Below are 19,758 nucleotides of genomic sequence, written 5' to 3'. Positions count from 1 at the left end.
CCGGGTCAGAGGCTCCGCAGGAACCGGATCAGCGCCTCGTTGACCGCCTGGGGCGCCTCCTGCTGCACCCAGTGGCCCGCCCCGGGCACCAGCACCAGGTCCTTCAGGTTCGGCACGTGCTGCCGGATGTTCGCCTCCGGCGCAAAGCCGCGCACCGGGTCCCGCTCCCCCGTGATGAAGAGCGCCGGCACCGTCACCTTCGCATTCCGCCATGCCGCCATCAGCTCCCAGTTCCGGTCGATGTTCCGGTACCAGTTCAGCCCGCCCCGGAACCCCGTCCGGCTGAATTCGCCCACGAAGAACTCCAGGTCCGCCTCGCTCAGCCACGGCGGCAGCTCCGCCGGGTCCACCATGTTGTCGAGGAACTTCGCCGTCTTCGGCCGCGGCCGCGCCATCTCCGGCGTCGGCACCAGGTTCCCCGAGGCCGAGTACAGCAGCTTCCGCATCGTCGTCCGCACGTCGGCCTCCAGCTCCGCCTCGGCCTTCCCCGGCTCCTGGAAGTACAGGATGTAGAAAAAATTGTCCCCGAAGATGGCCTTCATCCCGTCCGTCGGGCGCACGTCTCCCCGGGGCGCATACGGCACACTCATCCCCACCACCGCCGGGAACCGGTCCGGCCGCAGCAGCGCCGAGTTCCACGCCACCGGCGCCCCCCAGTCGTGCCCCACAATGACCGCCGTCTCCTCGCCCAGCGCATCGAGCAGCCCGACGATGTCGCCCACGAGATGGAGCTGCGTGTACTTCTCAATCTCCGGCGGCGCCGTCGTCTGCCCGTATCCGCGCTGGTCCGGCGCCACCGCATGGAAACCTGCCTCCGCCAGCGCAACCAGCTGGTGCCGCCACGAATACCACGACTCCGGCCACCCGTGGCACAGCACCACCAGCGGCCCGCTCCCCGCCTCCGCGATGTGCATCTCGATGCCGTTCGTCGAAACCGTCCGGTGGGTGATCGCGGCCATCATCACGCCCCTGCCAGTCTCCGGCGCTGCCGGGAGCCGTAGCCTACCCAAATCCTTCGCACAAAACAAAAGACCCCGCTCCCCGCGGGGTCCGCGTCCTCAATGCGCTGCCGTCGCGGCAAGGCTACTCCGTGCCCGCCGAAACCGGCTCCTTCGGCTGTTCGTCCGTCTTCTTCACCCGCTCCATGTGCTCCAGCCCCTGCATGCTGAAGCCGAGGTCCCCCAGCTCGCACAGGAAGCTGCAGTACGTCAGCCGCAGCGCGCTCGTCGACTTCGACGGCGTGTACGAAAGGTTGCAGCGCTTGCACCGGATCAGCCCGGTGAATTCCGCATCGCGGCCTGCCGGGATGGTCGTCTCGCGGTCGTCCGTAGCGTTCATCGGCATACCCCTCATGTACAGTATGCGGCACCTCGCCGCAACGCGCTTACTCCCCGGCACACGCTTTACACGCCGCTCTTACACCTCCCGGGCTGTCATTCGGCCCTTGCCACCCTAACTTACCGTACGGTAGCGTTAACGGACTGGTAACACGGGTTGCCGCAGCACACCATGGCACTCACCGCTCCCGCTCCCTGCGCTCCTCCCTCCCGGCCCGCCGCACGCCTGCGGGCTGTCGCCGCCGAGGCCGCCTTCACCGCGGCCTTCATGCTCGCCTACTTCTTCCTCCGCGGCATCCGGCCCGATGATGTCGACGCCGCCGTCGCGCGCAGCCTCCGCCTCATCCACCTTGAACAGCAGCTCGGCCTCTTCCTCGAAGCCCGCCTGCAGGCCGCCTTCCTCGACATCGGCCCCGCCATGGCCGTTGCCAACTGGGTCTACGCCTGGGGCCACTACCCCGTCATGCTCGCCATCGGCCTCTGGCTCCTCTGGCAGGACCCCGTCCGCTTCCGCTTCGTCCGCAACGTCCTCGTCGTCTCCGCGCTGGTCGGCATCGCCGCCTACTGGCTCGTGCCGGCCGCTCCGCCGCGGCTCATGGCGCTCCACGGCTACGACTTCGGCTTCGTCGATACCGTCCACGGCGCCGCCAGCAGTGTGCACTACTTCCAGCCCGGTCCCTTCGTGAACGACTACGCCGCCCTCCCCAGCTTCCACTTCGGCTGGATCCTCCTCTCCTCCATGGCCATCTGGACCAGCACCCGCAGCCGGCTGATCCGCGCCGCTGCCGTCGCCATGTCCGCCGTCATGTGGTGGGCCGTCACCGTCACCGGCAACCACTACTTCTTCGACATGGTCATGGGCGGCGTCGTGGTCATCCTCTCCTGGTGGCTCGTCGCCAGCCTCGGCGACGTCCGCCTCCGCCGCCTCCCCGCGGCGATTATCGACCGGCTGCGCTGGTAGCCCCCGCCGCGCACACCGGCCCGCCCGCCGGCGCCCCTTCGCGTTCGAAGCCCGGGAGCGGGGCCCCCGCCCGCAGCGTTACCCGAACACGTCGCGGCTGCCGGCGCCGCTCAGCGAGGCCTCGCAGGTACGCCCGCTCGAACAGCACCTCGCATTCCCGGCAAATCCCGTGCGAAACCGCACCCTCCCCCTCGCTGAGCACAGCGCCGCACCAGGCACACACCACGCGCATCGCACAACCTCCTTCCGGCATCCGGGCGCACACCAATCGTCCTTCAAGGGCTGCGCCGGCCGCTATCGGGAGATTCCCCGATAGGCGGTGCCAAACGGTAAACACAACGCAAACAATCGAACGGCCGGCGCCGCACGCTCCTTCGCCGGCTAGCCCCGCTGCCCCTGCTCCAGCCCGACTAGCTCCACAGGCCGGCCCGTCCACTCCCGTATCTCCCCAATCCGCACCGCCCCCGGGACCGCCGCCAGCACCCCCTCCGCATCCTCCGCGCCGACCATGAGCACCAGCCCGATCCCCATGTTGAACACCTCGTACATCTCCTCCGCCGAAACCCGCCCCCGCTCGGCGATCAGCCGGAAGATCCCCGGCACCTCCCACGCCCGCGTATCGATCACCGCTGTCACCCCCTCGGGCAGCACCCGCGGCACGTTCTCCCGGTAGCCGCCCCCGGTGATGTGCGCCATCCCGTGCACCCGGTCAATCACCGGCCGCACCTCCCGCGCATACGGCCGGTGCGTCGCCAGCAGCGCCTCCCCGAGCGTCAACCCGCCCAGCTCCGGCGGCCGCTCCTCCAGCCGGCGCCGCGTCTCCTCCGCCGGCTCACCGTTCGCCACATCCAGCGCCCGCCGCGCCAGCGAAAACCCGTTCGTGTGCAGCCCCGAACTCGGCAGCCCGATGAGCACGTCGCCCGGCCGGATCTTCGTCCCGTCGATGATCGCGTCCCGCTCCACCACCCCAACGATGAACCCCGCAAGGTCGAACTCCCCCGGCAGGTACACATCCGGCATATCCGCCGTCTCCCCGCCCAGCAGCGCACACCCGACCTCCGCGCACGCGTTCGCAACCCCCTCCACCAGCGCCTGCTTCTGCTCGTTCGAAAGCCCGTTCCCCGCAATGTAGTCGAGGAAGAACAGCGGCTCCGCCCCGCACACGAGGATGTCGTTCACGCTGTGCCCGATGATGTCCGGCCCGCAGAGGTCGAGCCGCCCCGCTGCCAGCTGCAGCTTCACCTTCGTCCCGATCCCGTCCGCGCTTGCCGCGAGCACCGGGTCCCGGTACCGGTCGCCAAGCCGGAACAGCCCCGAGAACGGCCCGGCATCGCTCAGCACCTCCGGCCGCCGCGCCCGGGCAAGTATCCCCGGCAGCGACTTCGCAAAGCGGCTCCGCGCCGCAATATCGACCCCCGCCTCGGCGTACTTCCGTTCCCCGGTCACCCCCACAGCCTACCAAAGCCCCGCCTTCCGCGGCGGAGGCCCCCGGGGCCCGGGCCGCTGCCGCCCGCGTCGGCTACACTTCCCCCGTGCCGGCCCCCGTCCCGTCCCTCCGCTTCGAGCGCGAAGCCTGGAACGCCGGCGCCGAGTGGGTCGCCGGCGTCGATGAAGTCGGCGTCGGGCCGCTCGCCGGTCCCGTGGCCGCCGCCGTCGTCGCCCTTCCCCGCGGCCGCCGCCTCGCCTGGTACCGCGAAGTCCGCGATTCCAAAGTCCTCAGCGAGCCCGCCCGCGAGCGCCTCGCCGCCCGCATCCGCGCATCCGTCCCCTGGGCCATCGGCTGGGCCTCCGTGGAGGAGATCGACCGCATCGGCACCCTCCCGGCACGCCGCCTCTGCATGCTCCGCGCCTTCGAACAGCTCGCCGTCCGCCCCGGCGCCATCATCAGCGACGCCCTCGACCTCCCCCTCCCCAACGTCCGCCCCGTCATCGATGGCGACGCCCTCTCCGTCGCCGTTGCCGCTGCCTCCATCCTCGCAAAGGTCGCCCGCGACGCCGTCATGGTCGAACTCTGCGCCCGCTACCCCGGCTACGGCTTCTGCCGAAACAAGGGCTACCCCACCCCCGAGCACCGCGAGCGCCTCGCCGCCCGCGGCCCCAGCCCGGTCCACCGCCGCAGCTACGCCCCCGTCGCCCAGTTCGCCCTCCCATGGTGACTCCCCGCCGCCGGCTCGGCGACTTCGGCGAACGCGTCGCCGCCCACCGCCTCGAAGCCGCCGGCCTCACCATCCTCGCCCGCAACCTCCGCATCGGCCCCCACGAAATCGACCTCCTCGCCCGCGACGGCGACACCACCGTCTTCGTCGAGGTCCGCACCCGTCGCGGCGCGCCCGGCCTCGCTGCCGAGTCCATCGATGCCGCCAAGCTCGAACGCCTCCTCGCCGCGGCGCTCGCCTACTGCGAACGCGAAGCCCTCGACCCGGACACGACCCGCATCGACGTCGTCACCGTCGACCTCGACGCCGGCGGCCGCGCCCGCGCCATCCACCACTTCCGCGGCGTCGGCATTCCCGGCCTTTGACCCGTTCACATCCCGGCGCGTATGTTCCGCCCCGACCCCTCACCGGAGCACGGCCATGGCGATTACCCCCGCCGACGACTACCTCATCCACCAGACCCCCTGCACCATCGACCGCGTCTTCACGAGCGACCGCAACTTCTACGACCGCTACTTCTTCAACGGATACAGCCCCGACGCCTCCGTCTATTTCGGCGTCGCCATGGGCCAGTACCCCAACCTCGGCATCACCGACGCCGCCTTCAGCATCGTCGTGGACGGCCGCCAGCGCGTCGTCCGCGCCTCGAAGCGGCTCGGCCCCGACCGCATGGCCGCGGCCGTCGGCCCCATCGCCGTCGAAGTCCTTCGCCCGCTACACGACCTCCGCGTCACCGTCGCCCCCAACCCTTACGGCATCGAAGCCGACCTCGTCTTCCATGCCCGCTCCCTCCCCGTCGAAGAACCCCACTTCTTCCGCATGGCCGGCAACGTCCCCGTCATGGACTACACCCGCATGACCCAGCACGGCGGCTGGTCCGGCACCATCCGCGTCGACGGCCGCGAATTCACCCTCGACCCCGCCACCTGGTGGGGCTCCCGCGACCATTCCTGGGGCATCCGCCCCGTCGGCGGCCGCGACCCCCGCGGTGCCCCGCCGAAGCAGGTCCCCCAGTTCTTCTGGAACTGGGCGCCGCTCAACTTCCCCGACCTTTGCACCCTCTACACCGTCTCCGAATCCGCCGACGGCACCCGCTGGCACCAGTCCGGGGTCATCCTCACCCCCTACCCCGACGCCACACTCACCGAAGCCGCCGTCGACTACCGGCTCACCTTCAAGTCCGGCACCCGCTGGCTCCAGTCCGCCGTCATCACCCTGGCCCCCGCGAACGGCGAGCCGCTCGAAATCGCCGTCGAACCGCTCTACCCCTTCCTCATGAAAGGCCTCGGCTACGGCGAACCCACCTGGGGCCACGGCATGTGGGTCGGCGAAGACGTCGTCGACGGCACCGAGTACATCCTCAGCCAGGAGCAGCCGCTCCAGAACCTCCATGTCCAGCAGGTCTCCCGCGTCCGCGCCGGCAGCCGCGAAGGGCTCGGCGTCTTCGAACTCATCGTCCTCGGCCCCCACGCGCCCACCGGCTTCAAGGACCTCCTCGACCCCGCGCCCTGACCGCCCTGCCCGGGGCCGTGGACACCGCCACGGCCCCTTTCGACAATAGAACCATGCCGATCTACGAGTTCCGCTGCGCCGACTGCAAAAAGGTGACGAACTACTTCACCCGGAAGATCGACACCGAGGTCCGGCCGCCCTGCGAACACTGCGGCAGCTCCAACACCAGCCGCATGATGTCGAAGTTCGGCCGCACCTACACCCGCCAGGACATCCTCGAAAAGTACGGCGACCCCTCCGCCGGCCGCGGCGGCCCCGAAGACTACCGCGACCCGCGCCAGATCGGCACCTGGGTCGAAAAGAAATTCGAAGAGTACGGCATGGACCTCCCCGAAGAGGCCCGCACCATGATCGACGCCGCCCGCGAAGGCGAGTTCCCCGACCCCGTCAAAGACCTGTGAGTACCGGGCCGCTCGAGCGCGTCGTCCCCGAAATCCTCGAGCGGTTCGCCGCCAAGAACGCCGCCCGCGAACAGGCCCTCGCCGCCGCACGCGTCATCATCCGCACCAGCGCCAACGCCATCCGCGCCGTCCACCGCGGCGAATTCGACGCCGCCCGCCGCCTCATCGCCGAGGCCCGCGCCACCCACGAAGCCGCCGTCCGCGCCCTCGAAGGCCACGCCGACGTCTACCACGCCGGCTTCCTCCACGACGCCCAGAAGGAATACGTCGAGGCCGTCACCACCCTCGAACTCTGCGCCGGCGGCGCCATCCCCGGCCCGGCCGAACTCAGCGTCGAAGACCCCGCCTACCTCAACGGCATCGGCGAAGCCGTCGGCGAACTCCGCCGCGTCATCCTCGACCGCCTCCGCTCCGGCAGTTTCGACGGCTGCGAAGCCCTCCTCGCCGCCATGGACGACATCTACAACGTCCTCGTCACCATCGACTACCCCGACGCAATGACCGGCGGCCTCCGCCGCACCACCGACCAGGTCCGCGGCATCCTCGAAAAGACCCGCGGCGACCTCACCCTCGCCATCGTCACCCGCCGCCCGGCCGTCTAGCCGTCCTCAGGCCGGCACCGCCCGCCGGATCACCGCCTGCGTGAACGCCATCGTGTCCAGCGTTCCCCCGAGGTCGCGCGTCTTCTCGCCGGCCGCAATCGTGTCGTGCACCGCATCCACCAGCTGCCGCCCCAGCGCCCCGTGCCCGCAGAACTGCAGCAGGTAGCCGAACGCCTCGATCGCCCCCGAGGGATTTGCGATCCCCTTCCCCGCGATGTCCGGCGCCGTTCCGCCCGCCGGGTCGAACACCCCAATGATCGGCTGGTGGCTCTTCGAAAACGCATACGACGCGCTCGCCCCCAGCCCGATCGAACCCACCAGCCCGTACACCATGTCGCTCAGGAAGTCCCCGTACTCATTCGGGCAGACCACCACGTCGTACCGCTCCGGGTTGATGATCAGCTTCGCCAGCAGCGCATCGAACAGCTCGCGGTTGTGCGTCACATTCCGGTACTCCGTCGCCACCTCCGCCACCACCTCCTCGAACAGCCCGTCCGTCGCCCGCTGAATCGTGTACTTGCTCGTCGAAGTCACCGCCTGGCGGTGCTGCTCCGCCAGCCGGAACGCAAAGTGCGCCGCGTGCTCCACCGGCGTCCGCTCCATCACCCGCACGCTCACCGCCGAGTAGTACCCGATCCGGATCCCCGCGTCTTCGTACGTTCCGCCCGTCGCGATCCGCACCACGTGCAGGTCCACCTTCCCCGTGTAGTTCCGGCTCACCCCCGGGTAGCTCCGGCACGGCCGGTGGATCACCGCCAGTCCCAGCCGGTCGCGCAGCACCTGGTTCGGACTCACCGTCTCTGTCACCGTCGGATATTTCATCGCAGCGCCCAGCGCTCGCACCGCCTCGATCCCCTCCTCCAGCACTGCCGGCGATGCCTCCCGCCGCTCCAGCGACCAGTCGATCGGCCGAAACGCCACCGGCGAACCAAGCGCCTCGTTCACCGCATGGACCGCCGCCCGCAGCTCCGCCGCAATCCCGTCGCCATTCAGCTCCGCAACCTCACGCGTCGCCATCACGAACCTCCCTCGACGTCCTCGCCCAGAGTGTGCACCGCCGTTCGTTTCCCGTGAACAAACGAAATTCCCCGTAACACCGCCGATTGGTAGGATTCGGCCGGTTTTGGCACGGCCGCGCACCGGTGGGGGCGCGCGGCCAAACATGCTTACCGGGGGACGAGATGAACAATCTGCTCGTAGCGGCCGGAGCCGGCGTCATCGCCCTGCTCTTCGCAGCGTGGACGGCCCGCCGTGTCCTCGCCGAAGACGAAGGCACCGACACGATGAAAACCATCGCATCGGCCATCCAGGAAGGCGCAGCGGCATTCCTCCGCCGCGAATACACCTTCCTCTCCGTCTTCGTCGTCATCGTCGCCATCGCGCTCGCCGTCTTCGTCGATTACGACGCCCTGGACCGCTTCGGGGAGCAGCGCGGCGAGTTCACCGACCTCCCGCGCACGGCCGCGGCCTACATTCTTGGCGCAATCTCCTCCGCACTCGCCGGTTACATCGGCATGTACATCGCCGTCCGCGCCAACGTCCGCACCGCCGCCAAGGCGCGCCAGGGCCTCAACCCCGCCCTCCGCGTCGCCTTCAGCTCCGGCGCCGTCATGGGCATCACCGTCACCGGCATCAGCGTCATTGGCCTCGTCATCGTCTACCTGGTCACGCAGGACACCCAGCCGCTCACCGGGTACGCCTTCGGCGCCTCCTCCATCGCCCTCTTCGCCCGCGTCGGCGGCGGCATCTACACCAAGGCCGCCGATGTCGGCGCCGACCTCGTCGGCAAAGTCGAAGCCGGCATCCCCGAGGACGACCCGCGCAACCCCGCCACCATCGCCGATAACGTCGGCGACAACGTCGGCGACGTCGCCGGCATGGGCGCCGACCTCTTCGAGTCCTACACCGGCTCCATCGTCGCTGCCATGGCCCTCACCACCGCCGCTGTCGTCGGTGCTGAGAAGGGCGTCTTCGAAAACACCGACGTCGCGAACTGGGACTCGAAGGCCTTCGCCCTCCCCCTCCTCATCATGGGTGTCGGCATCATCTCCGCCATCATCGGCACCTTCCTCGTCCGCACCGGCGAAAACGCCACCATGGGCCGCCTCCTCTGGGCCCTCCGCACCGGCGTCTTCTCGGCGAGCGGCCTCGTCCTCGCGGGCACTGCCGCCCTCCTCGTCGTGATGGACCTCCCGTTCGACCTCTTCTGGGCCGTCCTCATCGGCCTCGTGGCCGGGCAGGTCATCGGCACCGCCACCGAGTACTACACCGCCTACGAATTCCGCCCAACGCAAAATCTCTCCAAAACCGCCGAAACCGGGCCGGCCACCGTCATCATCGGCGGCCTTGGCCTCGGCATGCTCTCCACCGCTGTTCCGCTCATCACCATCGTCGTCGCCATCTGGGCCACCTACCAGATCGCCGGCCTCTACGGTATCGCCCTCGCCGCCGTCGGCATGCTCTCCCCCCTCGGCATCACCCTCGCCACCGACGCCTACGGCCCCGTCGCCGATAACGCCGGCGGCATCGCCGAACAGGCCCACCTCGACCCCGCCGTCCGCCAGCGCACCGACGCCCTCGACAGCCTCGGCAACACCACTGCCGCCACCGGCAAGGGCTTCGCCATCGGCTCCGCCGTCCTCACCGCACTCGCCCTCATGGTCACCTACTCGCAGGTCGTCGGCCTCGAAACCATCGACATCCTCGACGTCGAGACCATGCTCGGCCTCCTCATCGGCGGCCTGATGCCGTTCGTCTTCGCCGCCCTCGCCATGGGCGCCGTCGGCCGCGCCGCCATGGCCATGGTCAACGAAGTGCGCCGCCAGTTCCGCGAAATCCCCGGCATCATGGAAGGCACCGGCAAGCCCGATTACGCCCGCGCCGTCGCCATCTCCACCGACGGCGCCATCCGCGAGATGGTCCTTCCCGGCCTCCTCGCCGTCGTCGTCCCCATCCTCGTCGGCTCCGTCATCGGTGCCGAAGCCCTCGGCGGCCTCCTCATCGGCTCCATCGCCAGCGGCTCCGTCCTCGCCCTCATGATGGCCAACGCCGGCGGCGCCTGGGACAACGCCAAGAAGTACATCGAGGCGGGCCACCTCGGCGGCAAGGGCTCCGAGGCGCACAAAGCTGCCGTTGTCGGCGATACCGTCGGCGACCCCTTCAAGGACACCGCCGGCCCCTCCATGAACATCCTCCTCAAGCTCATGTCCATCGTCGCCGTCGTCTTCGGCCCCCTCTTCGTGGGCTGACGCCGGTTCCCCTTCGCCCGCACGAACGGCGGCCGCCGGTTGAGCTCCGGCGGCCGCTTCTCTATGCTGCGCCCTCCGCCACCCTCCTCGCGGAGCCCTCCCGCCATGCTCCTCGCACAGGCCCTCATCCCCATCTCCGCCGTCGTCGCCGTCGCAGCAGCCGTCGTCTGCGCACTCGCCGCCCGCGACCCGGCGGTCCCCCGTCCCGCCGCCTGGGGCCCCGCCCTGGTCGAACTCGCCCTGGCTCACGTCGCCGCCGGCCTTGCCGGGACCATCGCCCTTGCCGCCTTTGTCGGCGGCTACGCCGGCGAACTCGACCGCGCCGCCTGGGCCGGCGGAGCTTTCCTCGCCGGCTTCGCAGCGCTCGCCCTTGCCAGCCTCCTTGCCGCCCCCATCGACGCCGATGACGGCCGCCCCGCCGTGGTCACTCCGTTTGCGTCCACCGCCCTTGCGCTTGCGGCCGGCGCCGGGCTCTTCGGTCTGGCCAGCCGCGTCGCCGGCGAAGGCCCATGGGCCGCGGCATCGCTCATCGCGCCGTTCGCCGGTGGGGCCGGCCTCGCGGCCCTGGTCGCGGCCCTCGGCCCCGCCCCCGGGGCCTCCCGCCCGGCCGCCGGGCCGCTGGCCGGCGGCGCAGTCGCAGCGGCGGCCATGGCTGGCCTCCTCGCGTCCGGCGAACTCTCCGCCCTCTCCGGCGATGCGGCATGGAGCGCTTTCCCCCTTGTCGTCACCGCCAGCGTTCTCGCCGCCGCCGCCATCGCCCTCATCCCCGGCGCCGTCCTCGCAGCGTCGGGCCGGTCATCCGCCCCGCTCCTGGCCGCCTGGCTCGCCGCCGTTATCGCAGCCCTCGCCGTGGTCGGTGCCGCCATCGTGCTCCTTCCCGCCGGAGCCGGATGGGCCGCCGGCGCGGCCGGGGCCGGCCTGGCCGCCGGCCTCGTGCTCGCCCATGGCGGCATCCTCCCCGCCACCGGCGCTGACCGCCTCCCCGGGCGCCTCCTCCCCTGGGCGGCCGCTGCCCTCGCCCTCGCAGTCGCCTGGGCGCTCGGCCGCGAACTCTCCGGCGAAGGGTTCGCTCCCGCCGCTGCCGGCCTCTACGGCCTGGCCCTCGCAGCCGGCGCGGCCGCAGGCCCGGTCGTCGCCAGGCTCGCCCTCGTCCCCTTCGCCCCGCCCGTTCCCGCCGCCGCCATCGACGTCGAGACCTGGGCCCGCCCCGGCGAGGCCGGCTTCGCCGTGGCCCTCGCCACGGCCCCCGCCCGGCCCCGTCCGGCGAACGCCGTCCCGGCCGCCGGCATCGCTGCCCTCGCCGCGGTCGTCCTCGCCCTCACCCTCGGCCCCCACGCCCGGCACGAGCTCCTGCGCACCGCCGAGGCCGACCCCGTCCGCACGGCAGCCATCGTCCAGGACCTCGGGCTCCTTCCCACCGGCGCAGCCGACCGCTACGCCTACGCCAACGACCTCCAGCAGCGCCGCGCTGCCCTCGAGGAACTCCGCCAGGAGATCCAGGACGACGCCGACTTCGGCCCGGCCGATGTCCGCCTGCTCCTCGCCGCCGACGCCTCCGCCCGGGACACCTTCGTGCAATCCCGCCTCGCCGCCGGGCAGCTCATCCCCGGCGAAGCCGCGCGCATCTCGGCCGCGCGCCGTCCGCTGCCCGCGCTTCTCCCGCTCCCCGGCACGTCCGCCGGTGCCGCCGTCGGCCTCCTCACTGGATTCGCCGTCATCGCGGCAGCCGGCTTCTCCTGGCGGCCCGGCACAGCAGCTGCCTCGCTCGCGGCAGCGTTCGGACTGCTGGTGCTGCTGCTCGTCGTCGGCCCGGCCCTCCGCTTCTTCGGGCCCGGCGAGGCCGACCCCCTTGCGTTCGTCGCCGCCCTCGCCCTGGTCGCAGGCCCCGGCGCCGCGCTCATGGCCCGCGACGAGACTCCCGGAGCAGCCCCGGCCTGTGGTCTTGCCGCGGCGGGACTCGCCCTCGCAGTCACCGCCGGCCTCCTCGCGTGACGCCCCCGCAGCCGGGATTCCCCGGCTCAGCCAGAAAATTGTGACGAAAAGCGCAAAGACCTATTGACAGCCTCCCGGCCGGTTGGTAGCTTGCGGCAGGTGAACGGCGTTCGCGTCGTTCACGTGCGCGTTCAGTGTTTCGCACCACCTGCCTAGTGCGCCGCACGGCGCAGCGGGGGACCCAACGTCCCGGGGCGAACGCGGCACCCGCCGCAAGGGCGCCTTCCGCCCGAGCCCGTCAGCTAACCCCGTCGGCAGTCTGGAAGGCCTGGCGAGCAGGTAGCTCGTTTCGAGGTCTTTTTTTCTGTCCTCGAACTGCACCATAACGTCCGCATCGAAAGAGGAGGGAACTACCGTCATGCCAGCTTTGCAGGAAGCACCGCCAAAGTCGTGCCCCAAGTGCCGCGGCTCCATGATCGTCGAGCGCGACTGGCACGGCACCTACGGCAGCTGCATCATGTGCGGCTACGTCCACGAAGTGCTCACCAGCCCGCCCGTCGACCTCGCCGCCGAAGAGGCTGCCCTGCCCCAGCGGCAGCGCCGCCGCCAGCCCTCCCACGGCAAGCTCCGGCTCTGACCGCACCGCGGCACACCCCGGCAGCCCTGGAAACGGAACCCCCGCGCAGGCGGGGGTTCCGTCTTTTCGCCAGCACCACCGCGCACTAGAATTCGCCCTCCGGAGGTAGCAGAGCACACCCATGCCGTACATTCGCCTGTCCATCATGAAGCCCCGCCGCGGTGAAGATGCCCGCGTCGAAGAACTCCTGCGCAAGCTCGATGAGGCGGTCGCCGCCACACCCGGCTGCCAGGTCACCTACCTGATGCGCCCCCACGACGACAGCGGCGAAATCGCCCGCCTCGCCATCTACGACTCCGAAGAGGCCGCCGAGCACGCCGCCAACGATACCCACATCATGGCCCTCCGCTCCGAAATCCACCTCTGCGTCGAGCCCGGCCATATCGAGCGCGCCTTCTTCACCATCTGACACGGGCTCCGGTCCCGCCCGCCTCCGGCCGGGAAACCACCGATTCCTGCCCCCGGGTGCCCCTATCCCCGGGTCTTTGCGCGCCACGATTAGGGTTTTTGCCAATACGCCCGCGCGAGGCACGCCCTAGACTCCTCCCTGTCGCCGGACCCCCGCCACCTGGCGCAATCCGACACGGCACGGCCCACCAGCCAGCGCCGGAGACCATCAGAGGAGTTCGACCGTGAACCAGATGCGCCCCCAGCCCAGGACCCTCCCGGCCCGCTCCACCGCCAGCGCCGCCCGCGGAGCCGGCCCCATCCGCATCCTCCTCGTCGACGACCACGCCGTCATCCGCCAGGCCCTCCGGATGCTCCTCGAAGCCCAGCCCGAGCTCGAAGTCGTCGCCGACGTCGAAAACGGCCGCGAAGCCGTCCAGGCCGTCGAACGCCTCCAGCCTGATGTCGTCCTCATGGACGTCGTCATGCCCGGCCTCAACGGCCTCGAAGCCACCCGCCAGATCCGCCGCATCGCACCCTCCACCCGCGTGGTCATGCTCAGCGGTTTCGTCGACGAAGACCAGCTCCTCGATGCCATCCGCTCCGGCGCCTCCGGCTACATCGTCAAAAAATCCGACGTCTCCGAACTCGTCCTCGCCATCCAGACCGTCCACCGCGGCAACAGCTACTTCTCCAGCTCCCTCTCCGAAGGCTTCGACCTCGCCGAAGTCCTCTACCAGGCCAAGCGCGCAGACCAGCGCAACGGCATGGATACCCTCACCAGCCGCGAACGCGAAGTCCTCCAGCTCATCGCCGAGGGCTACACCAACCAGGGCATCGCCAACGAACTTTACATCTCCGTCAAAACCGTCGAAGCCCACAAGGCCCACATCATGGCCAAGCTCCACGCCCGCAACCGCACCGACCTCATCCGCTACGCCATCCGCAAGGGCATCGTCCGCCTCGAAAGCGTCGACGAAGCCCAGGCCATGCTCGACGACGCCGAAGCCGCCGCCGGCTAATCCCCGCACCTCCCGCGGTCGCGGACAACGAAGAGGGGGCCCATGACCGTGGGCCCCCCTCTTCGTTCAACGTCAACGTCGCCCGCTGCGGCGCCAGCTTGCCCTATCCCATGCCCGCCAGCCGCTTCCGCTTCTGCGCCACGTAGTCCACCAGGATGTACTCGCCCAGCTTATCCGGCGTCGTGTAGAACACCCGCCCCTTGTTGATCCGGGCCACCTGGTTCACGAACTCCTTCAGGTAGTAGTTCCGGTCCAGCATGAAGGTGTTGATGGTGATCCGCTTCTGCGTGCACCGCTTCACCTCCTTCAGCGTCTCCCGGATCGTGATCGGGCTCGGCGGGTAGGCGAAGTACGAGCGCCCCCGCTCCAGGTGCGCCGTCGGCTCCCCGTCCGAAATCATGATGATCTGGCGCGTCCCCTGCGTATGCTTCGCCAGCAGCCGCTGCGCGATGATCAGCGCGTGGTGCATGTTCGTCCCCAGCACCGACTCATCCCACCGCACATACGGCAGCTCCTCCGTCTTCAGCTCCCGCGCATATGCGCTGAACCCGATGATGTACAGGCTGTCGCGCTGGTACTGCGACGAAATCAGGTTGTTCAGGGCCATCGCCACCTTCTTCGCCGCCTGGAATGAGCCGCGCAGCGCCATCGACCAGCTCAGGTCGAGCATGATCACCGTCGCCGTCTGCGTCAGCATCTCCGTCCGCGCCACCTCGAAGTCGTCCGGCTTCAGTTTCAGCGGCGTGCCCGGCCCCTCCCGGTACATCGAGTTCATCATCGTTTTCTGGATGTCCAGGTAGAACGGGTCCCCGAACTCATACGGCTTCGTCGTGTCCGTCCGCTCGCCGCCGGTCCCCGTCTCCCGCACCTCGTGCTTGCCGAACGTGTCCGCCTTCAGCTGCTGGTAGATCTCCGCCAGCGCCCGCTGGCCGATCTTCCGCGTGCCGCGCGGCGTCAGCTCCCACTGGTTCCCCTTCTTCCGGATGTACCCGGCCTCTTCGAGGATCTCCAGGAACTGCTTCAGCTGCTCCAGCGCCTCCCGCGCCTCCGGCCCGAGCAGCTCCTCCAGCTTGTCCGCATCGATGTCCTCGATGTCCCCGCCGTACTGCGTCCGCTCGATCTGCCGCTCCAGCTCGTCGATCGACTGCATCTGCTCCATCAGCTGCATCGCCGACTGCAGGTCCAGCTCTTCCTCGCCCCGGAACGGGTACTGGTTCCGAAGGTCCCGCATCGGGTAGAGGTACTCCAGGTTTTGCGCCAGCTCGTTCAGCGCCTGCTGCAGCTCCGGGTCCCCAATCTTGTCCGAGAGCAGGTCCTGCAGCTGCTGGCGCAGGTCCCCCGGCAGCGAATCGAGCAGCGACTGCATCTGCCCCATCTGGTGCTGCATCTGCCGCACCAGCTCGTCCAGCGACTGCGGCGGGTTGTCGCCGAACAGGTCGCCGTACTTCTGCATGAACTCCTCGAAGTTCGGCTCCCGCCCCGCCATCCGGTCCTGCAGCATCTGGTTCAGCTCGCGGACCATCTCCTTCATCCGCTGCAGGTCCTCGGGCGACATGTTCGCAATCTGGTTGTAGAGATCCTTAAAGAAGGTATCCATCATCGCCTTCTTCAGGGACTCCAGCAGCTCGTTGAACTTCGCCTGCGCCTCCGGGTCCATGAACTCGTAGTTCTGGAGCTGCCGCACCTGCCCCGCCACATCCTGCGGCAGGTTCTCCAGGAACTCCTTCTTCCGGTTGGCGATGTTCCGCAGCATCTCGGCGAACTCGCGCGGCGGCGTCGGCTGACCGCCCTGCTGCCCCTGCTGGCTCCCCTCGCCCGGTTCGCCCTGCTCGCCGCGCTGGCCCTGCTGCTGGCTCGCCTGCGCACCCTGCTGCCCGGCCGGCTGCTGGCCTGCCTCGCTCCGCTGCTGCCCCGGTTGCGTACCGCCGTCCTGGTGCTCGCCCCCGGCCCGGTCCGCTTCCTCCAGCCGGCGCTCAAGCGTGTTCCGCTCCAGCTCAAGGATCTCGTCCAGCTTCCGCTTCAGGTCATCGAAAATCGACGAAAGGTCGAACCGGTCGAGTTGCTGCCGCCGCTGCTGCCGGAGTTGCTGCAGCAGGTCCCGGAGGCCCTGCATCCGCTGGCCCATCGGGTTCCGCATCCCGCGCTGCATCAAATTCCGCAGCGCGTGCTGCAGGTCCCCGAAATTCATCAGGTCGTCCGTGATGTTGTCCAGGATCTGGTCCGGGTCGAGCGCCGGCACCTCCTGCGTCCCATCCCACATCGAATAGCGGTAGCGCATCGCCATCGGTCCAAACCTCCCCGGGGCGCGGAACCCGCGCCGTGTTCCACGAGCGTAGCCGAATCGCAAAGGGTTGTCAGTCCGCCCTCACCCGTGCGGAAACCGCCTGCTACCCCTGCCGCCGCCGCGGCACCCCGAGCCGCTCCATCACCGCATCGAACACCGCCGCATCCTGGGCCCCAGGCAGCACAAACCGGTCGCCGAACACGAACGTCGGCACCCCCGAGATCCCCGCCTCCCGCGTCCACCCGATCGCCTCCAGCACCCGCGGCCGGTAGGTGTGCGCCTCCAGCGCCGCCCGCAGCGCCTCCACGTCCAGCCCGGCCCGCTCGCCCACGGCCAGCACCACCTCCAGCTTCCCGATGTCCTCCAGCTCCGTGAAATACGCCCGGAACATCTCCCGGGCATACTCCCGCGCCCGCCCCGCCTCGTGTGCGAACTCCGCCCCCTCGTGCGCCAGCACCGAATTCGACGTCCACTCCCGCCCGCGGGTGAACCGGATTCCCGCAGCCTCCGCCCGCAGCTCCATCGCCGTCGGCGGGTCTCCCGGCCGCGTCATCGGCCGCCGCGGCTTCCCCTCCGGCGGCGTCGAAGGGTCCAGCAGGTACGGCACGTGCCGCACCTCCACCTCGTACTCCCGCTCCACCCGCTCAATCTCCACCAGCCCCAGGTAGCACCAGGGACACACGAAGTCCGAAATCACCAAAACCTGCAGCGGCCTGCCCGCACCGTCGTCCATCATCGCCGGCACCATACCCCGCTCGACACCTGCCCCGCAATCTGCTCCACTCCCCGCACCAGCTTACCCGGGGGTGAAGCATGACCTTCGAACACCTCACGCTCGACATCGCCGACGAGATCGCGACCGTCACCCTCAACCGGCCCGAAAAGCTCAACGCCCTCAACCGTCCCCTCCAGCAGGAAATCCTCGACGTCTGCCACCGGCTCAAACACGATGACGGCGTCCGTGCCGTCATCTTCACCGGCGCCGGCCGCGGCTTCTGCTCCGGCGCCGACCTCTCCGGGCCCCTGCCCGAAACGCCCGACCGCGTGCCCTGGCAGCAGCTCACCGATGAGGACAGCTGGGTCGGCCGCCAGGCCCGCGCCGTCTACACCATCGACAAGCCCACCATCGCCGCCATCAACGGCATCGCCGCCGGGGCGGGCTTCTCTCTCGCCCTCGCCTGCGATATCCGCATCGGCAGCGAACAGGCCCGTTTCAAGACCGTCTTCATCGAGCGGAACCTCTCGCCCGATTCCGGCATGAGCTACCTCCTGCCGCGCATCGTCGGCCAGGGCAACGCCTTGGACCTTATCCTCACCAGCCGCACCGTCGACGCCGACGAAGCCCTCCGCATCGGTCTCCTCCAGCGGCTCGTCCCCCACGAGCGCCTGCTCGACGAAGCCCGCGCCGTGGCGCAGCAGATCGCCGCACACCCGCCGATCGCCGCCATCATGTCCCGCCGCGTCGTGCAGCGCGCCTGGGAGAACGATTTCGACGCCCAGCTCCGCGAGGAAATCCACGCCATCGCAATCTGCCGCCGTGCTGTGAACGACGCCCGTGAGCAGCGCCAGGCCTTCATCGAAAAGCGCCCGCCGCGCTTCACCGGCAGCTGAAACGCCAGGGGCCGCGGCAGCGCGCCGCGGCCCCGCGATGGCAGCGGATCTCCCGGGCAGGGTCAGTTCACCCGGCGCTCCTTTCCGGCCCAGTACCTCTCCCGGATGAGGAACTTCTGCAGCTTCCCGGTCGCCGTCCGCGGCAGGCTCTCCACAAAGTCCACGCCCGTCGGGCACTTGAAGTGCGCCAGGTGCTCCCGGCAGAACTGGATGAGCTCCTCCTCCGTCGCCGTCATCCCCGGCCGTAGCACCACCAGCGCCCGCGGCGTCTCGCCCCACTTCTCGCTCGGCACGCCGATCACCGCGCACTCCAGCACCGCCGGGTGCTTGTAGAGCGCATCCTCCACCTCCGCCGACGAGATGTTCTCGCCGCCCGAGATAATCACGTCCTTCTTCCGGTCGACGATGTTGATGTTCCCGAACTCGTCCCACGTCGCCAGGTCGCCCGTGTGGAAGTACCCGTCGTAGATCGCCTTCGCGGTCTCCTCCGGCTGCTCCCAGTACCCCTTCAGCACCACGTTCGAGCGCGCGCACACCTCGCCGATGGTCCTGTCGTCCTTCGGCACCGGGTTGCCGTTGTCGTCGAGCACCTGGATCTCCACCCCGATCGCCTCCACCCCGGCCCGCGCCCGCCGCTGGTAGTTCTGCCCGTCCGGGTTGTGGTAATCCGGCATGCTCACCGTCAGGATCGGCGATGTCTCCGTCAGCCCGTAAATCTGGATGAACTCCCAGCCCAGCTCCTTCTCCAGCCGCTCAATGAACGCCGCCGGCGGCGGCGCGCCTGCCACCACGAACCGCGGCCGCGTCGTGATCGTGTACTTGTCCCGGTCCGGGAACGTCAGGATCGTGTTCAGCACCGCCGGCGCCATGCACGCGAACGTAATCTTCTCGTCCTGGATCAGCCGGAAGATATCCGCCCCCACCACCGCCCGCAGCACCACGTGCGTGCCGCCCATCGCCGTAATCGCAAACGGCCCGCCCCAGCCGTTCGCATGGAACATCGGCAGCGTCCACAGCTCCCGGTCCTCGTGGCGCACCCGCAGGTGGGCGATGAAGTTGTACGCGTTGATGTACACGTTCCGGTGGGTCAGCATCACGCCCTTCGGACGCGCCGTCGTCCCCGACGTGTAGTTGATCGACGTCACATCGTTCTCGTCCTGCTCCACGAACGGCGTCGCCGTCTTCGGCTGGCTGCCGACCAGCCCGTCCCAGTCCACCCAGCCCGGCGGCGTCTGCTTCGGCGTCCGCGGGTCGGCCACAATGTAATGCTCAACCGTCTTCAGGTTCGGGCGGATGTCATCGATTACCTTCGTGTAGTCGTAGTCGACGAGCACCACCTTCACGCCCGCGTGGTTGATGATGTACTCGTGGTCCGCAGCCACCAGCCGGTAGTTGAGCGGCACGAGGATCGCCCCGATCTGCGTCACCCCGTAGTAGCTCTCGAGGAAGTAGTGGCTGTTCGGGCTGAGGATGCACACCCGGTCGCCCTTCCTTACCCCCAGCGAAAGCAGCGCATGCCCCAGCTGGTTGCAACGCTCCTGGTAGTCGCGGTACGTCATCCGCAGGTCGCCGTCGACGATCGCCTCCTTGTTCGGGTAGAGCTTCGCCGCGCGGCGCAGGAAATCGTTCAGCAGCAGCGGTACTTCCATCGGCCGGTCCCCCGCGTTC

General features: G+C 69.5%; 19 protein-coding genes and 1 riboswitch. Of the genes, 12 read left to right on the top strand and 7 right to left on the bottom strand.

The window, feature by feature from the left end; genetic code table 11:
- Window positions 1-5: 5 nt before the first annotated feature.
- Together A9A59_RS01065 and A9A59_RS01060 are read right to left on the bottom strand one after the other, a co-directional pair.
- Window positions 6-959 carry an alpha/beta fold hydrolase gene (locus tag A9A59_RS01065; protein ID WP_098504762.1) on the bottom strand — a complete coding sequence of 318 codons (954 nt, stop codon included), beginning with the start codon at window positions 957-959 and terminating at the stop codon, window positions 6-8.
- Window positions 960-1,083: 124 nt separating this feature from the next.
- The gene (locus A9A59_RS01060; RefSeq protein WP_098502513.1) at window positions 1,084-1,344 is read right to left on the bottom strand and encodes a hypothetical protein; all 261 of its coding nucleotides are present in this window, start codon (window positions 1,342-1,344) and stop codon (window positions 1,084-1,086) included.
- A 165-nt stretch (window positions 1,345-1,509) separates the two neighbouring features.
- On the opposite strand from A9A59_RS01060, the gene A9A59_RS01055 reads away from it, so the two are divergent.
- Window positions 1,510-2,298, top strand: a complete 789-nt coding sequence (locus A9A59_RS01055; RefSeq protein WP_133117462.1) for a phosphatase PAP2 family protein — start codon at window positions 1,510-1,512, stop codon at window positions 2,296-2,298.
- 381 nt (window positions 2,299-2,679) lie between these two features.
- Here the strand turns inward: A9A59_RS01055 and purM are convergent, their stop codons facing one another.
- Window positions 2,680-3,744 carry a phosphoribosylformylglycinamidine cyclo-ligase gene (purM, locus tag A9A59_RS01050; RefSeq protein ID WP_098502511.1) on the bottom strand — a complete coding sequence of 355 codons (1,065 nt, stop codon included), beginning with the start codon at window positions 3,742-3,744 and terminating at the stop codon, window positions 2,680-2,682.
- A gap of 86 nt (window positions 3,745-3,830) precedes the next feature.
- Between purM and A9A59_RS01045 the strand changes: the two genes are divergently transcribed.
- Genes A9A59_RS01045 through A9A59_RS01025 form a run of 5 tightly spaced genes read left to right on the top strand, consistent with a single transcriptional unit; the run spans window position 3,831 to window position 6,969 of the window.
- Window positions 3,831-4,454 carry a ribonuclease HII gene (locus A9A59_RS01045; protein WP_098502510.1) on the top strand — a complete coding sequence of 208 codons (624 nt, stop codon included), beginning with the start codon at window positions 3,831-3,833 and terminating at the stop codon, window positions 4,452-4,454.
- Window positions 4,451-4,819, top strand: a complete 369-nt coding sequence (locus A9A59_RS01040) for a YraN family protein (protein ID WP_278286745.1) — start codon at window positions 4,451-4,453, stop codon at window positions 4,817-4,819. Before A9A59_RS01045 ends, A9A59_RS01040 begins: the two co-directional genes overlap by 4 nt.
- A 55-nt stretch (window positions 4,820-4,874) precedes the next feature.
- Complete coding sequence (locus tag A9A59_RS01035) at window positions 4,875-5,966, top strand: Rv3169 family protein (RefSeq protein WP_098502508.1); 1,092 nt, start codon at window positions 4,875-4,877, stop codon at window positions 5,964-5,966.
- 53 nt (window positions 5,967-6,019) lie between these two features.
- Complete coding sequence (locus A9A59_RS13890) at window positions 6,020-6,367, top strand: FmdB family zinc ribbon protein (protein WP_098502507.1); 348 nt, start codon at window positions 6,020-6,022, stop codon at window positions 6,365-6,367.
- A complete protein-coding gene (locus tag A9A59_RS01025) occupies window positions 6,364-6,969 on the top strand; it encodes a translin family protein (protein WP_098502506.1) in 606 nt (201 codons plus the stop codon). The genes A9A59_RS13890 and A9A59_RS01025 overlap by 4 nt, the downstream gene beginning before the upstream one ends.
- 6 nt (window positions 6,970-6,975) lie before the next feature.
- Here A9A59_RS01025 and A9A59_RS01020 read toward each other — a convergent pair whose 3' ends face one another.
- Window positions 6,976-7,986: an isocitrate/isopropylmalate family dehydrogenase gene (locus A9A59_RS01020; protein ID WP_098502505.1), complete on the bottom strand. Its 1,011-nt coding sequence runs from the start codon at window positions 7,984-7,986 to the stop codon at window positions 6,976-6,978.
- A 164-nt stretch (window positions 7,987-8,150) separates the two neighbouring features.
- Here A9A59_RS01020 and A9A59_RS01015 point away from each other — a divergent pair, with 164 nt between their 5' ends.
- From A9A59_RS01015 to A9A59_RS01000, 5 genes are all read left to right on the top strand, one after another.
- On the top strand, window positions 8,151-10,217 hold the full coding sequence (locus tag A9A59_RS01015) for a sodium-translocating pyrophosphatase (protein WP_098502504.1): 2,067 nt from the start codon (window positions 8,151-8,153) through the stop codon (window positions 10,215-10,217).
- A gap of 105 nt (window positions 10,218-10,322) precedes the next feature.
- A complete protein-coding gene (locus A9A59_RS01010; protein WP_098502503.1) occupies window positions 10,323-12,209 on the top strand; it encodes a hypothetical protein in 1,887 nt (628 codons plus the stop codon).
- A gap of 139 nt (window positions 12,210-12,348) precedes the next feature.
- Window positions 12,349-12,481: riboswitch (cyclic di-AMP (ydaO/yuaA leader) on the top strand.
- Window positions 12,482-12,567: 86 nt separating this feature from the next.
- Window positions 12,568-12,786: a hypothetical protein gene (locus A9A59_RS13605; RefSeq protein ID WP_133117461.1), complete on the top strand. Its 219-nt coding sequence runs from the start codon at window positions 12,568-12,570 to the stop codon at window positions 12,784-12,786.
- A 145-nt stretch (window positions 12,787-12,931) separates the two neighbouring features.
- Complete coding sequence (locus A9A59_RS01005; protein ID WP_165772409.1) at window positions 12,932-13,195, top strand: antibiotic biosynthesis monooxygenase; 264 nt, start codon at window positions 12,932-12,934, stop codon at window positions 13,193-13,195.
- 232 nt (window positions 13,196-13,427) lie between these two features.
- The gene (locus tag A9A59_RS01000; protein ID WP_278286922.1) at window positions 13,428-14,195 is read left to right on the top strand and encodes a response regulator; all 768 of its coding nucleotides are present in this window, start codon (window positions 13,428-13,430) and stop codon (window positions 14,193-14,195) included.
- A gap of 103 nt (window positions 14,196-14,298) precedes the next feature.
- Here the strand turns inward: A9A59_RS01000 and A9A59_RS00995 are convergent, their stop codons facing one another.
- Together A9A59_RS00995 and A9A59_RS00990 are read right to left on the bottom strand one after the other, a co-directional pair.
- The gene (locus A9A59_RS00995; protein ID WP_098502500.1) at window positions 14,299-16,479 is read right to left on the bottom strand and encodes a vWA domain-containing protein; all 2,181 of its coding nucleotides are present in this window, start codon (window positions 16,477-16,479) and stop codon (window positions 14,299-14,301) included.
- Window positions 16,480-16,582: 103 nt separating this feature from the next.
- Window positions 16,583-17,215: a DsbA family oxidoreductase gene (locus A9A59_RS00990; RefSeq protein WP_165772408.1), complete on the bottom strand. Its 633-nt coding sequence runs from the start codon at window positions 17,213-17,215 to the stop codon at window positions 16,583-16,585.
- Between the two features lie 77 nt (window positions 17,216-17,292).
- Between A9A59_RS00990 and A9A59_RS00985 the strand changes: the two genes are divergently transcribed.
- Window positions 17,293-18,090, top strand: a complete 798-nt coding sequence (locus tag A9A59_RS00985; RefSeq protein WP_098502498.1) for an enoyl-CoA hydratase/isomerase family protein — start codon at window positions 17,293-17,295, stop codon at window positions 18,088-18,090.
- Window positions 18,091-18,152: 62 nt separating this feature from the next.
- On the opposite strand, the gene A9A59_RS00980 is transcribed toward A9A59_RS00985, so the two are convergent.
- A complete protein-coding gene (locus A9A59_RS00980) occupies window positions 18,153-19,739 on the bottom strand; it encodes a long-chain-fatty-acid--CoA ligase (RefSeq protein ID WP_098502497.1) in 1,587 nt (528 codons plus the stop codon).
- Between the last annotated feature and the right edge of the window lie 19 nt (window positions 19,740-19,758).

This window comes from Tepidiforma thermophila, from assembly GCF_002563855.1.
Classification (GTDB): domain Bacteria; phylum Chloroflexota; class Dehalococcoidia; order Tepidiformales; family Tepidiformaceae; genus Tepidiforma; species Tepidiforma thermophila.
The sequence above is the reverse complement of the archived record's forward strand: the minus strand, read 5'-3'. Positions and strand labels throughout refer to the sequence as shown.

Excerpts from the sequence above, each read along its gene's own strand:
- A9A59_RS01065 (WP_098504762.1), bottom strand. The coding sequence starts at position 959 with ATGGCCGCGATCACCCACCGGACGGTTTCGACGAACGGCATCGAGATG.
- A9A59_RS01060 (WP_098502513.1), bottom strand. The coding sequence starts at position 1,344 with ATGCCGATGAACGCTACGGACGACCGCGAGACGACCATCCCGGCAGGC.
- A9A59_RS01055 (WP_133117462.1), top strand. The coding sequence starts at position 1,510 with ATGGCACTCACCGCTCCCGCTCCCTGCGCTCCTCCCTCCCGGCCCGCC.
- A9A59_RS01035 (WP_098502508.1), top strand. The coding sequence starts at position 4,875 with ATGGCGATTACCCCCGCCGACGACTACCTCATCCACCAGACCCCCTGC.
- A9A59_RS13890 (WP_098502507.1), top strand. The coding sequence starts at position 6,020 with ATGCCGATCTACGAGTTCCGCTGCGCCGACTGCAAAAAGGTGACGAAC.
- A9A59_RS01020 (WP_098502505.1), bottom strand. The coding sequence starts at position 7,986 with ATGGCGACGCGTGAGGTTGCGGAGCTGAATGGCGACGGGATTGCGGCG.
- A9A59_RS01015 (WP_098502504.1), top strand. The coding sequence starts at position 8,151 with ATGAACAATCTGCTCGTAGCGGCCGGAGCCGGCGTCATCGCCCTGCTC.
- A9A59_RS01010 (WP_098502503.1), top strand. The coding sequence starts at position 10,323 with ATGCTCCTCGCACAGGCCCTCATCCCCATCTCCGCCGTCGTCGCCGTC.
- A9A59_RS13605 (WP_133117461.1), top strand. The coding sequence starts at position 12,568 with ATGCCAGCTTTGCAGGAAGCACCGCCAAAGTCGTGCCCCAAGTGCCGC.
- A9A59_RS01005 (WP_165772409.1), top strand. The coding sequence starts at position 12,932 with ATGAAGCCCCGCCGCGGTGAAGATGCCCGCGTCGAAGAACTCCTGCGC.
- A9A59_RS01000 (WP_278286922.1), top strand. The coding sequence starts at position 13,428 with ATGCGCCCCCAGCCCAGGACCCTCCCGGCCCGCTCCACCGCCAGCGCC.
- A9A59_RS00995 (WP_098502500.1), bottom strand. The coding sequence starts at position 16,479 with ATGGCGATGCGCTACCGCTATTCGATGTGGGATGGGACGCAGGAGGTG.
- A9A59_RS00990 (WP_165772408.1), bottom strand. The coding sequence starts at position 17,215 with ATGATGGACGACGGTGCGGGCAGGCCGCTGCAGGTTTTGGTGATTTCG.
- A9A59_RS00985 (WP_098502498.1), top strand. The coding sequence starts at position 17,293 with ATGACCTTCGAACACCTCACGCTCGACATCGCCGACGAGATCGCGACC.
- A9A59_RS00980 (WP_098502497.1), bottom strand. The coding sequence starts at position 19,739 with ATGGAAGTACCGCTGCTGCTGAACGATTTCCTGCGCCGCGCGGCGAAG.